Below are 9,527 nucleotides of genomic sequence, written 5' to 3'. Positions count from 1 at the left end.
AGTGTTACCTTACTTCTTCTTAGCCTCTTTGGTACGCACGACTTCGTCGGCGTAACGAACACCCTTGCCTTTGTAAGGCTCAGGACGACGGTAGGCGCGCAGATCTGCTGCAACCTGGCCGATCACCTGCTTATCAGCGCCTTTCAGCACGATTTCAGTTTGAGTCGGACATTCAGCAGTGATACCTGCCGGCAGCTGATGGTCAACCGGGTGAGAGAAACCTAAAGACAGGTTTACTACATTCCCTTTAACCGCTGCACGATAACCTACACCAACCAGCTGCAGCTTCTTAGTGAAGCCTTCGGTAACACCGATAACCATTGAGTTCAGCAGGGCACGCGCGGTACCAGCCTGTGCCCAACCGTCTGCGTAACCATCACGCGGACCGAAGGTCAGTGCATTATCTGCATGTTTAACTTCAACAGCATCGTTGAGAGTACGAGTCAGCTCGCCGTTTTTACCTTTGATCGTAATAACCTGACCGTTGATTTTGACATCAACGCCGGCAGGAACAACGACCGGTGCTTTAGCAACACGAGACATTTTTTCCTCCGATTAGGCTACGTAGCAGATAATTTCGCCACCAAGACCAGCCTGGCGCGCTGCACGATCAGTCATAACACCTTTAGAGGTAGAAACAACTGCGATACCCAGACCGGCCATAACTTTCGGCAGCTCATCTTTACGTTTGTAGATGCGCAGACCTGGGCGGCTGACACGCTGAATGCTTTCTACAACAGCTTTACCCTGGAAATACTTAAGAGTCAGTTCCAGTTCCGGCTTGGTGTCGCCTTCAACTTTAAAATCTTCAATAAAACCTTCTTCCTTCAGCACGTTGGCAATTGCCACTTTCAGCTTGGAGGAAGGCATGGTGACCGCAGCTTTGTTCGCGGCCTGACCGTTACGGATACGGGTCAGCATATCCGCGATCGGATCTTGCATGCTCATCTGTCTTTACTCCCGTGATTCAATTGGTGACAATTACCAGCTAGCCTTTTTCAGACCCGGAATTTCACCGCGCATAGCGGCTTCACGGACCTTAATACGGCTCAACCCGAACTTCCGCAGGAAAGCGTGCGGACGACCAGTTTGACGGCAGCGGTTACGCTGACGTGACGGGCTGGAATCACGCGGCAGAGTCTGCAGCTTAAGAACCGCATTCCAACGATCTTCGTCGGTTGCGTTCACATCAGAGATGATCGCTTTCAGTTCAGCGCGTTTCGCGAAGTATTTATCAGCTAAAGCTACGCGTTTTACTTCGCGTGCTTTCATTGATTGCTTAGCCATTTAGTAACCCTACCTTACTTGCGGAACGGGAAGTCAAAGGCAGCCAGCAGAGCACGGCCTTCTTCGTCAGATTTCGCAGTAGTGGTAATGGTAATATCCAAACCACGAACGCGGTCGACTTTATCGTAGTCGATTTCTGGGAAGATGATCTGCTCACGGACACCCATGCTGTAGTTACCACGACCGTCGAATGACTTAGCGGACAAGCCACGGAAGTCACGGATACGAGGAACAGCAATAGTGATCAGGCGCTCAAAGAACTCCCACATGCGTTCGCCACGCAGAGTTACTTTACAGCCGATCGGATAGCCCTGACGGATTTTGAAGCCTGCAACAGATTTGCGTGCTTTGGTGATCAACGGTTTTTGACCGGAGATTGCTGTCAGGTCTGCTGCTGCGTTATCCAGCAGTTTCTTGTCAGCGATCGCTTCACCAACACCCATGTTCAGGGTGATCTTCTCGACCCGAGGGACTTGCATGACAGAATTGTAGTTAAACTCAGTCATGAGTTTGTTAACTACTTCGTCTTTGTAGTAATCATGCAGTTTCGCCATCGTACTACTCCAAATTACTTGATAGTTTCGCTGTTAGACTTGAAGAAACGGACTTTTTTGCCGTCTTCGAATCTAAAGCCTACACGGTCAGCCTTGCCGGTTGCCGCATTGAAGATTGCAACGTTAGAAACCTGAATTGCAGCTTCTTTTTCAACGATGCCGCCCGGTTGGTTCAGAGCCGGAACCGGCTTCTGGTGTTTCTTAACCAGGTTGATACCTTCAACAATGACCTTGCCGGAAGACAGGACATTCTTAACTTTACCGCGTTTACCTTTATCTTTACCGGTTAACACGATAACTTCGTCATCACGACGGATTTTCGCTGCCATGATTCGCTCCTTAGAGTACTTCTGGTGCCAGAGAGATAATTTTCATGAACTTCTCGTTACGAAGTTCACGAGTTACCGGCCCAAAAATACGCGTACCGATAGGCTGCTCGCTGTTATTGTTTAAAATAACGCATGCATTACCATCGAAGCGAATGACAGAACCGTCCGGGCGACGAACACCCTTCTTGGTGCGCACCACTACCGCCTTCAGCACATCACCTTTTTTGACCTTACCACGCGGAATCGCTTCTTTGATGGTGATCTTAATGATGTCGCCTACGCCTGCGTAGCGACGGTGCGAGCCACCCAGAACCTTGATACACATTACGCGACGTGCACCGGAGTTGTCGGCGACGTTCAGCATAGTCTGTTCTTGGATCATTTTAGTGCTCCGCTAATGTCAACTACTACTGAGACCCGAAAATCAGGTCGTTAAAAAAACCCCATATCGAGGGCGCGGCATTATAACACCGCAAATCAGATATGGGTAGAAAAAATAAACGGCCCATCGCTGAGCCGTTTATTCGTTGAGAATGCGTACTGTATTACAGAACCGCTTTCTCTACAACGCGAACCAGAGTCCAGGATTTGGTCTTGGACAGCGGACGGCATTCGCGGATTTCAACCACGTCGCCGATACCGCATTCGTTGTTCTCGTCATGTACGTGCATTTTGGTCGTACGCTTGATGAATTTACCGTAGATCGGGTGTTTCACAAAACGTTCGATAGCAACAACAATGGATTTCTCCATTTTGTCGCTAACCACGCGACCTTGCAGAGTACGGATTTTATCGGTCATTACGCACCCGCCTTCTCAGTCAGTAAAGTCTTAACGCGTGCGACATCACGACGCACTTGCTTCAACAGGTGAGACTGTTGCAGCTGGCCACTTGCAGCCTGCATACGCAGGTTGAACTGCTCACGCAGCAGGTTCAGTAGCTCGGTGTTCAGCTCTTCAACGCTCTTCTCACGCAGCTCTTTTGCTTTCATTACATCACCGTCTTAGTTACAAAGGTGGTTTTAATCGGCAGTTTCGCTGCTGCCAGCTTGAATGCTTCACGGGCCAGCTCTTCCGGTACGCCGTCCATTTCATACAGGACTTTACCCGGCTGAATCAAGGCAACCCAATACTCCACGTTACCTTTACCTTTACCCATACGCACTGCCAGCGGCTTTTCAGTGATCGGTTTGTCCGGGAATACACGGATCCAGATCTTACCTTGACGCTTAACTGCACGGGTCATAGCACGACGTGCTGCTTCGATCTGACGGGCAGTCAGACGACCACGGCCAACAGCTTTCAGGCCGAAGCTGCCGAAGCTAACATCCGCGCCTGCAGCCAGACCACGGTTGCGGCCTTTGTGCATTTTACGGAATTTTGTACGCTTTGGTTGTAACATCAGCGACGCTCCTTATTTACGGCCTTTACGCTGCTGCTTTTTCGGTTGAGCAGCCGGTTTTTCCGGTTGTTCAACAGCAGCCATACCACCCAGGATCTCGCCTTTGAAGATCCACACTTTAACGCCGATTACACCATAAGTGGTGTGCGCTTCAGAGGTGTTGTAGTCGATGTCAGCACGCAGAGTGTGCAGAGGTACGCGACCTTCGCGGTACCATTCGGTACGTGCGATTTCCGCGCCGCCCAGACGGCCGCTAACTTCAACTTTGATACCTTTAGCGCCCAGACGCATGGCGTTCTGTACAGCACGCTTCATCGCACGACGGAACATTACACGACGTTCCAGCTGAGAAGTGATGCTGTCAGCAACCAGTTTAGCGTCCAGTTCAGGTTTACGAACTTCGGCGATGTTGATCTGTGCAGGAACGCCAGCGATATCCGCTACGACCTTACGCAGTTTTTCTACGTCTTCACCTTTTTTACCGATAACGATACCCGGGCGAGCGGTGTGAATAGTCACACGGATGCTCTTAGCCGGACGCTCGATAACGATACGAGATACAGACGCTTTAGCCAGTTCCTTCGTCAGGTACTGACGTACTTTAAAATCGCTGTCCAGGTTGTCAGCGAATTCTTTGGTGTTCGCAAACCAGGTAGAGTTCCATGGTTTTACAATACCCAGGCGAATACCATTAGGATGTACTTTCTGACCCATTGCTAGTCTCCAGAGTCTCAGCGATCGGACACAACCACAGTGATGTGGCTGGTGCGCTTCAGGATGCGATCTGCACGACCTTTCGCACGCGGCATAATGCGCTTCATGCTCGGGCCTTCGTCTACGAAAATTTTCGTAACTTTCAGATCGTCAATGTCAGCGCCATCGTTGTGTTCAGCGTTAGCAATGGCAGATTCCAGAACTTTCTTGACCAGTACAGCCGCTTTCTTGTTGGTGTAGGTCAGAATATCCAGAGCCTGCGACACTTTCTTACCGCGAATCAGGTCAGCAACAAGGCGAACCTTCTGAGCAGAAGAACGAGCATGGCGATGTTTAGCGATAGTTTCCATCTCTTCCTCCTACCTTATTTCTTCTTCGCTTTTTTATCAGCAGCGTGGCCGCGATAAGTACGAGTCGGTGCGAATTCACCCAGTTTGTGACCGACCATTTCGTCGGAAACAAATACCGGAACGTGCTGACGACCATTATGGACAGCGATGGTCAAACCGATCATGTTAGGAAAGATCGTTGAACGACGGGACCAGGTGCGCAGGGGCTTCTTGTCTCCGCTTTCCACCGCTTTCTCTACCTTCTTCAGCAAGTGCAGGTCAATAAAAGGACCTTTCTTGAGAGAACGTGGCATGGCTTATCCTCTAAAATTATTTGCTACGGCGACGTACGATGAATTTATCAGTACGCTTGTTGCTGCGGGTCTTCTTACCTTTGGTCTGAACGCCCCACGGAGTTACCGGGTGCTTACCAAAGTTACGACCTTCACCACCACCATGTGGATGGTCTACTGGGTTCATCGCAGTACCGCGAACGGTAGGACGAACGCCACGCCAGCGTGCAGCACCTGCTTTACCCAGAACGCGCAGCATATGCTCAGCATTGCCAACTTCGCCCAGGGTTGCACGGCAGTCTGCTTCGACTTTACGCATTTCACCAGAACGCAGACGCAGGGTGACATAAGCACCATCGCGAGCAACGATCTGAACGTAAGTACCAGCGGAACGCGCCAGCTGACCGCCTTTACCTGGTTTCATTTCTACGTTATGAACGGTAGAACCAACCGGGATATTGCGCATCGGCAGGGTGTTGCCTGCTTTGATTGCAGCATCAACGCCAGACTGAATCTGGTCGCCAGCTTTCAGGCCTTTCGGGGCCAGGATGTAACGGCGTTCGCCGTCTTTGTACAGAACCAGCGCGATGTTCGCGGAACGGTTCGGATCGTACTCAAGACGTTCAACAACTGCCGGGATACCGTCTTTGTTGCGTTTGAAGTCAACAATACGATAAGCCTGTTTGTGACCACCACCGATATGACGAGTGGTGATACGGCCATTGTTGTTACGACCACCGGATTTGCTGTTTTTTTCAACCAGCGGAGCAAAAGGTTTGCCCTTGTGCAGCTCTGGGTTGACCACTTTAACGACGTGGCGACGACCCGGAGATGTCGGTTTACATTTAACAACTGCCATTGTATTACTCCTCCGACTTACTCAGCGCCGCCGACGAAGTCCAGATTCTGGCCTTCTTTCAGGGTGACGTAAGCTTTTTTCCAGTCGCTACGACGACCGATACGCTGTCCGTGACGTTTAACTTTCCCTTTAACAACCAGGGTGTTAACGACTTCGACTTCGACTTCAAACAGTTTCTGCACAGCAGCTTTGATTTCTGCTTTGGTCGCGTCTTTAGCAACTTTGAGAACGATGGTGTTAGTTTTTTCCATCGCAGTAGACGCTTTTTCAGAAACGTGCGGTGCGCGCAGCACCTTCAGCAGACGTTCTTCACGAATCATGCCAGCATCTCCTCAACTTGCTTAACAGCATCAGCAGTCATTACGACTTTGTCGAAGGCGATCAGGCTAACCGGGTCGATACCAGTCGCATCGCGTACGTCAACCTTGTGCAGGTTACGTGCGGCCAGGAACAGGTTCTCGTCCAGCTCACCGGTGATGATCAGCACATCTTCCAGAGCCATGTCTTTCAGTTTCTGTGCCAGCAGCTTAGTTTTCGGCGCTTCTACAGAGAACTTCTCGACAACGATCAGACGATCCTGACGTACCAGTTCGGACAGGATGCTTTTCAGCGCGCCGCGGTACATCTTCTTGTTAACTTTTTGACTGTGGTCCTGCGGACGAGCAGCGAAGGTCACGCCACCGGAACGCCAGATCGGGCTCTTGATAGAACCTGAACGCGCACGGCCAGTGCCTTTCTGGCGCCACGGTTTTTTACCGGAACCAGTTACTTCAGCACGAGTCTTCTGAGCACGAGTACCCTGACGAGCACCAGCTGCATAAGCAACAACAACCTGGTGAACCAGCGCTTCGTTGAAATCACGACCGAAGGTAGTTTCGGAAACAGTCAGCGCGCTCTGCGCGTCTTTCAATACTAATTCCATTGCTATCCCCTTACGCCTTCACAGCTGGTTTAACGATCAGGTCGCAACCGGTTGCACCCGGAACACCACCCTTAACCAGCAGCAGGTTGCGCTCAGCGTCAACGCGTACTACGTCAAGGCTCTGAACGGTTACGCGCTCATTACCCATCTGACCTGCCATTTTCTTGCCTTTGAACACTTTGCCCGGAGTCTGGTTCTGACCGATAGAACCCGGAACGCGGTGAGACAAGGAGTTACCGTGAGTAGCGTCCTGGGTACGGAAGTTCCAGCGCTTAACGGTACCAGCGAAACCTTTACCTTTAGAGGTACCGGTTACGTCAACTTTTTTAACGTCAGCAAACAGTTCAACGCTGATGCTCTGACCTACGGTGTATTCTTCGCCTTCAGCCAGGCGGAATTCCCACAGACCACGGCCAGCTTCTACGCCAGCTTTAGCAAAGTGACCCGCTTCCGGCTTGGTGACACGGTTAGCTTTTTTAGCACCCGTAGTAACCTGAACAGCGCGGTAGCCATCGTTAGCCAGGTCTTTAACCTGAGTAACACGGTTTGCTTCAACTTCGATTACGGTTACTGGGATAGAGACGCCATCTTCAGTGAAGATGCGGGTCATACCCACTTTTTTACCGACTAAACCAATCATTGTATCAACCTCTCAATCGCTCGATGACCTGATTAACCCAGGCTGATCTGCACGTCTACACCGGCAGCCAGGTCCAGACGCATCAGAGCATCAACGGTTTTCTCGGTTGGCTCAACGATGTCAACCAGACGCTTGTGAGTGCGAATTTCGTACTGATCGCGCGCATCTTTGTTAACGTGCGGAGAGATCAGAACGGTAAAGCGCTCTTTGCGGGTCGGCAGCGGGATCGGACCGCGAACCTGCGCACCAGTGCGCTTGGCAGTCTCGACGATTTCCGCGGTTGATTGATCGATCAGACGATGATCAAACGCTTTCAGGCGGATACGGATTCTTTGGTTCTGCATGAGACCAGAGCTCCAATTATTTTATAAACGAAAATGATTACTCCTCACACCCATTACGATTGATGGGAGAGTGTAACCGTTCTTACGTAGCTCCCCGATTGGGAGCATTGTTAAATAGCCAAATCGGCTATTCGAGGTTCAAATCGAACCTGCCGTCAATTACGACAAGCCCGCGCATTATACGTAAATCTCAGCCTGACGCAAGTGTCGGATAGAAATTAAGCGCTTTATTCTTATGCGAGCATGATTCCAGGTGGTACGCATGGGATGGCAACGCGCATCTTTTCTTTGGAAGGCATCAGGCAAATCTGGCGATACGTCGTTGTCGCTGTCGCATAAATCTATAAAGGTGAGCACAAGCCTTGACGAGGATTTGCTTATGTTTGTTGCCCTCCCCTTTCTCATTTTTTATGCGTCGTTCTCTTTATTACTTGGCATATACGACGCGCGTACCGGTCTGCTGCCTGACCGGTTTACCTGTCCATTACTGTGGGGTGGTCTGCTTTATCACCAGATTTGCCTGCCGGAGCGTTTACCGGATGCGCTTTGGGGCGCTATCGCCGGCTATGGCGGATTCGCGTTAATTTACTGGGGCTATCGCCTGCGTTATCAGAAAGAGGGGCTTGGATATGGCGACGTCAAGTACCTCGCTGCCTTAGGGGCGTGGCATTGTTGGGAAACACTGCCGTTACTGGTTTTCCTTGCCGCCATGTTGGCCTGTGGCAGGTTTGGCGTCGCGCTACTGGTGAGAGGTAAATCGGCATTAATAAACCCGCTACCTTTTGGGCCATGGCTGGCGGTGGCGGGTTTCATAACAGGTTGGAAAGCTTTCTTTCCAGACGGTTAATCGGTCACCTTAATTTGTGATTGCAGATAATTTTGCATACCAAGTTTGGCAATCAAATCCAGCTCAGTTTCCAGCCAGTCGATGTGGCCTTCCTCGTCGGCAAGAATTTCAATCATCATATCCCGGCTGACATAATCATGAACGCTATCGGCATAGGCTATTGCCTCACGTAGATCTTTTGCGCCTTCCAGTTCGAGCCGGAGATCCGATCGTAGCATCTCTTCGACATCTTCACCGATGCCCAGCTTGCCCAGATCCTGTAGGTTCGGTATGCCTTCCAGAAATAAAATACGCTCAATATACTTATCGGCGTGTTTCATCTCATCAATGGATTCATGGTACTCAACATCATTAAGCCGGGTCAGCCCCCAGTTTTTGAACATACGGGCATGAAGAAAATACTGATTAATTGCGACAAGCTCATTTCCCAATAGTTTATTGAGATAATTTATGATTTTAACATCACCTTTCATTTTATAGTCCCTCCGCTTCCACTCTCTAGAGCGTAGATGGGGCTACAGGGATGTCAAAAAAAAGAGTGTGACTCAGGCGATCTCTTTAAATTCCGGCATTTGCGTTAACTCATCCTGCATCACTTCTCGCGCGGCGCGAATACACTTACCACATTGATTTCCCACAGGAATAAATTTACGCAACTGTTGAAATGACTGTGGATGAAATTGTCGTACAGCCTGGCGGATTTTTTTATCGCTTATACCATTACACAAACAAACGTACATGATTGCTCCCGTTCAATTTCCGCACAAAGTGTAAATGAGAATGGTTATGATTACAATAGCACAAAGCGATTTACGCCACGGGAGAAGCGTTAAAAAGGGTGAATAAATATAACAGCGGCTAAATAGCAGGCAACAAAAAGGGCGCCGAAGCGCCCTCTTCAATTCAAAACTAATTAACGAGTAATTAGCCCAGAACTTTAGCAACAACGCCCGCGCCAACGGTACGGCCGCCTTCACGGATTGCGAAACGCAGACCGTCGTCCATTGC

21 protein-coding genes are annotated in these 9,527 nt (G+C 50.2%); 1 reads left to right on the top strand and 20 read right to left on the bottom strand.

Going from position 1 to position 9,527, the window contains the following annotated elements:
• Positions 1-9: 9 nt before the first annotated feature.
• The 17 genes from rplF to rpsJ form a co-directional block, all read right to left on the bottom strand.
• Positions 10-543, bottom strand: a complete 534-nt coding sequence (gene rplF / locus NBA72_RS23725; RefSeq protein WP_000091939.1) for a 50S ribosomal protein L6 — start codon at positions 541-543, stop codon at positions 10-12.
• 12 nt (positions 544-555) lie between these two features.
• The gene (rpsH, locus tag NBA72_RS23720) at positions 556-948 is read right to left on the bottom strand and encodes a 30S ribosomal protein S8 (protein WP_000062611.1); all 393 of its coding nucleotides are present in this window, start codon (positions 946-948) and stop codon (positions 556-558) included.
• Positions 949-981: 33 nt separating this feature from the next.
• Positions 982-1,287 (bottom strand): 30S ribosomal protein S14, encoded by a 306-nt coding sequence (rpsN, locus tag NBA72_RS23715; RefSeq protein ID WP_001118932.1) that lies wholly within the window; start codon positions 1,285-1,287, stop codon positions 982-984.
• A gap of 14 nt (positions 1,288-1,301) precedes the next feature.
• Positions 1,302-1,841 carry a 50S ribosomal protein L5 gene (rplE, locus tag NBA72_RS23710; protein WP_001096206.1) on the bottom strand — a complete coding sequence of 180 codons (540 nt, stop codon included), beginning with the start codon at positions 1,839-1,841 and terminating at the stop codon, positions 1,302-1,304.
• A gap of 14 nt (positions 1,842-1,855) precedes the next feature.
• Entirely contained in the window at positions 1,856-2,170 is a 315-nt protein-coding gene (gene rplX / locus NBA72_RS23705) for a 50S ribosomal protein L24 (protein WP_000729185.1), read from the bottom strand.
• A 10-nt stretch (positions 2,171-2,180) separates the two neighbouring features.
• Positions 2,181-2,552, bottom strand: coding sequence for a 50S ribosomal protein L14 (gene rplN, locus NBA72_RS23700; protein WP_000613954.1), 372 nt, complete (start codon positions 2,550-2,552; stop codon positions 2,181-2,183).
• Between the two features lie 163 nt (positions 2,553-2,715).
• Entirely contained in the window at positions 2,716-2,970 is a 255-nt protein-coding gene (gene rpsQ, locus NBA72_RS23695; protein ID WP_000130101.1) for a 30S ribosomal protein S17, read from the bottom strand.
• The gene (rpmC, locus tag NBA72_RS23690; protein ID WP_000644742.1) at positions 2,970-3,161 is read right to left on the bottom strand and encodes a 50S ribosomal protein L29; all 192 of its coding nucleotides are present in this window, start codon (positions 3,159-3,161) and stop codon (positions 2,970-2,972) included. The genes rpsQ and rpmC overlap by 1 nt, the downstream gene beginning before the upstream one ends.
• Complete coding sequence (gene rplP, locus NBA72_RS23685) at positions 3,161-3,571, bottom strand: 50S ribosomal protein L16 (RefSeq protein ID WP_000941208.1); 411 nt, start codon at positions 3,569-3,571, stop codon at positions 3,161-3,163. Before rplP ends, rpmC begins: the two co-directional genes overlap by 1 nt.
• Positions 3,572-3,583: 12 nt before the next feature.
• Positions 3,584-4,285, bottom strand: coding sequence for a 30S ribosomal protein S3 (gene rpsC, locus NBA72_RS23680; RefSeq protein ID WP_000529945.1), 702 nt, complete (start codon positions 4,283-4,285; stop codon positions 3,584-3,586).
• A gap of 17 nt (positions 4,286-4,302) precedes the next feature.
• Positions 4,303-4,635 (bottom strand): 50S ribosomal protein L22, encoded by a 333-nt coding sequence (gene rplV, locus NBA72_RS23675; protein ID WP_000447529.1) that lies wholly within the window; start codon positions 4,633-4,635, stop codon positions 4,303-4,305.
• Positions 4,636-4,649: 14 nt separating this feature from the next.
• Positions 4,650-4,928 carry a 30S ribosomal protein S19 gene (gene rpsS, locus NBA72_RS23670; RefSeq protein WP_001138115.1) on the bottom strand — a complete coding sequence of 93 codons (279 nt, stop codon included), beginning with the start codon at positions 4,926-4,928 and terminating at the stop codon, positions 4,650-4,652.
• A 16-nt stretch (positions 4,929-4,944) separates the two neighbouring features.
• Complete coding sequence (gene rplB, locus NBA72_RS23665) at positions 4,945-5,766, bottom strand: 50S ribosomal protein L2 (RefSeq protein WP_000301869.1); 822 nt, start codon at positions 5,764-5,766, stop codon at positions 4,945-4,947.
• Positions 5,767-5,783: 17 nt separating this feature from the next.
• Positions 5,784-6,086 (bottom strand): 50S ribosomal protein L23, encoded by a 303-nt coding sequence (gene rplW / locus NBA72_RS23660; RefSeq protein WP_000617546.1) that lies wholly within the window; start codon positions 6,084-6,086, stop codon positions 5,784-5,786.
• Positions 6,083-6,688 (bottom strand): 50S ribosomal protein L4, encoded by a 606-nt coding sequence (gene rplD, locus NBA72_RS23655; RefSeq protein WP_000424395.1) that lies wholly within the window; start codon positions 6,686-6,688, stop codon positions 6,083-6,085. The genes rplW and rplD overlap by 4 nt, the downstream gene beginning before the upstream one ends.
• Positions 6,689-6,698: 10 nt before the next feature.
• Positions 6,699-7,328, bottom strand: a complete 630-nt coding sequence (gene rplC / locus NBA72_RS23650) for a 50S ribosomal protein L3 (protein ID WP_000579838.1) — start codon at positions 7,326-7,328, stop codon at positions 6,699-6,701.
• Positions 7,329-7,360: 32 nt separating this feature from the next.
• Positions 7,361-7,672 carry a 30S ribosomal protein S10 gene (gene rpsJ / locus NBA72_RS23645; RefSeq protein ID WP_001181005.1) on the bottom strand — a complete coding sequence of 104 codons (312 nt, stop codon included), beginning with the start codon at positions 7,670-7,672 and terminating at the stop codon, positions 7,361-7,363.
• A gap of 379 nt (positions 7,673-8,051) precedes the next feature.
• Here rpsJ and hopD point away from each other — a divergent pair, with 379 nt between their 5' ends.
• Positions 8,052-8,519, top strand: a complete 468-nt coding sequence (gene hopD / locus NBA72_RS23640; RefSeq protein WP_042949916.1) for a prepilin peptidase — start codon at positions 8,052-8,054, stop codon at positions 8,517-8,519.
• Here hopD and bfr read toward each other — a convergent pair.
• The 3 genes from bfr to NBA72_RS23625 all read right to left on the bottom strand — a co-directional run.
• Positions 8,516-8,992: a bacterioferritin gene (gene bfr, locus NBA72_RS23635; protein WP_000675530.1), complete on the bottom strand. Its 477-nt coding sequence runs from the start codon at positions 8,990-8,992 to the stop codon at positions 8,516-8,518. The two genes, hopD and bfr, sit on opposite strands and share 4 nt — an antisense overlap.
• A gap of 72 nt (positions 8,993-9,064) precedes the next feature.
• Positions 9,065-9,259, bottom strand: a complete 195-nt coding sequence (gene bfd, locus NBA72_RS23630) for a bacterioferritin-associated ferredoxin (protein WP_000289082.1) — start codon at positions 9,257-9,259, stop codon at positions 9,065-9,067.
• 184 nt (positions 9,260-9,443) lie between these two features.
• Positions 9,444-9,527, bottom strand: an 84-nt coding sequence (locus NBA72_RS23625) for a hypothetical protein (RefSeq protein WP_000740160.1), incomplete at its 5' end; no start/stop codon positions are given.

It is taken from the genome of Salmonella sp. NW1250, from assembly GCF_051812965.1.
In the GTDB taxonomy this organism is placed as follows: Bacteria; Pseudomonadota; Gammaproteobacteria; order Enterobacterales; family Enterobacteriaceae; genus Salmonella; species Salmonella enterica.
The sequence above is the reverse complement of the archived record's forward strand: the minus strand, read 5'-3'. Positions and strand labels throughout refer to the sequence as shown.

What these genes read in the sequence shown, in the direction of transcription:
- rpsQ (WP_000130101.1), bottom strand. Translation starts at nt 2,970, where the DNA reads ATGACCGATAAAATCCGTACTCTGCAAGGTCGCGTGGTTAGCGACAAA.
- rpsC (WP_000529945.1), bottom strand. Translation starts at nt 4,285, where the DNA reads ATGGGTCAGAAAGTACATCCTAATGGTATTCGCCTGGGTATTGTAAAA.
- rplD (WP_000424395.1), bottom strand. Translation starts at nt 6,688, where the DNA reads ATGGAATTAGTATTGAAAGACGCGCAGAGCGCGCTGACTGTTTCCGAA.
- bfd (WP_000289082.1), bottom strand. Translation starts at nt 9,259, where the DNA reads ATGTACGTTTGTTTGTGTAATGGTATAAGCGATAAAAAAATCCGCCAG.
- bfr (WP_000675530.1), bottom strand. Translation starts at nt 8,992, where the DNA reads ATGAAAGGTGATGTTAAAATCATAAATTATCTCAATAAACTATTGGGA.
- rpsN (WP_001118932.1), bottom strand. Translation starts at nt 1,287, where the DNA reads ATGGCTAAGCAATCAATGAAAGCACGCGAAGTAAAACGCGTAGCTTTA.
- rplV (WP_000447529.1), bottom strand. Translation starts at nt 4,635, where the DNA reads ATGGAAACTATCGCTAAACATCGCCATGCTCGTTCTTCTGCTCAGAAG.
- rplB (WP_000301869.1), bottom strand. Translation starts at nt 5,766, where the DNA reads ATGGCAGTTGTTAAATGTAAACCGACATCTCCGGGTCGTCGCCACGTC.
- rpsH (WP_000062611.1), bottom strand. Translation starts at nt 948, where the DNA reads ATGAGCATGCAAGATCCGATCGCGGATATGCTGACCCGTATCCGTAAC.
- rplX (WP_000729185.1), bottom strand. Translation starts at nt 2,170, where the DNA reads ATGGCAGCGAAAATCCGTCGTGATGACGAAGTTATCGTGTTAACCGGT.
- rplF (WP_000091939.1), bottom strand. Translation starts at nt 543, where the DNA reads ATGTCTCGTGTTGCTAAAGCACCGGTCGTTGTTCCTGCCGGCGTTGAT.
- rpsS (WP_001138115.1), bottom strand. Translation starts at nt 4,928, where the DNA reads ATGCCACGTTCTCTCAAGAAAGGTCCTTTTATTGACCTGCACTTGCTG.
- rpmC (WP_000644742.1), bottom strand. Translation starts at nt 3,161, where the DNA reads ATGAAAGCAAAAGAGCTGCGTGAGAAGAGCGTTGAAGAGCTGAACACC.
- rplP (WP_000941208.1), bottom strand. Translation starts at nt 3,571, where the DNA reads ATGTTACAACCAAAGCGTACAAAATTCCGTAAAATGCACAAAGGCCGC.
- hopD (WP_042949916.1), top strand. Translation starts at nt 8,052, where the DNA reads ATGTTTGTTGCCCTCCCCTTTCTCATTTTTTATGCGTCGTTCTCTTTA.
- rpsJ (WP_001181005.1), bottom strand. Translation starts at nt 7,672, where the DNA reads ATGCAGAACCAAAGAATCCGTATCCGCCTGAAAGCGTTTGATCATCGT.
- rplC (WP_000579838.1), bottom strand. Translation starts at nt 7,328, where the DNA reads ATGATTGGTTTAGTCGGTAAAAAAGTGGGTATGACCCGCATCTTCACT.
- rplE (WP_001096206.1), bottom strand. Translation starts at nt 1,841, where the DNA reads ATGGCGAAACTGCATGATTACTACAAAGACGAAGTAGTTAACAAACTC.
- rplW (WP_000617546.1), bottom strand. Translation starts at nt 6,086, where the DNA reads ATGATTCGTGAAGAACGTCTGCTGAAGGTGCTGCGCGCACCGCACGTT.
- rplN (WP_000613954.1), bottom strand. Translation starts at nt 2,552, where the DNA reads ATGATCCAAGAACAGACTATGCTGAACGTCGCCGACAACTCCGGTGCA.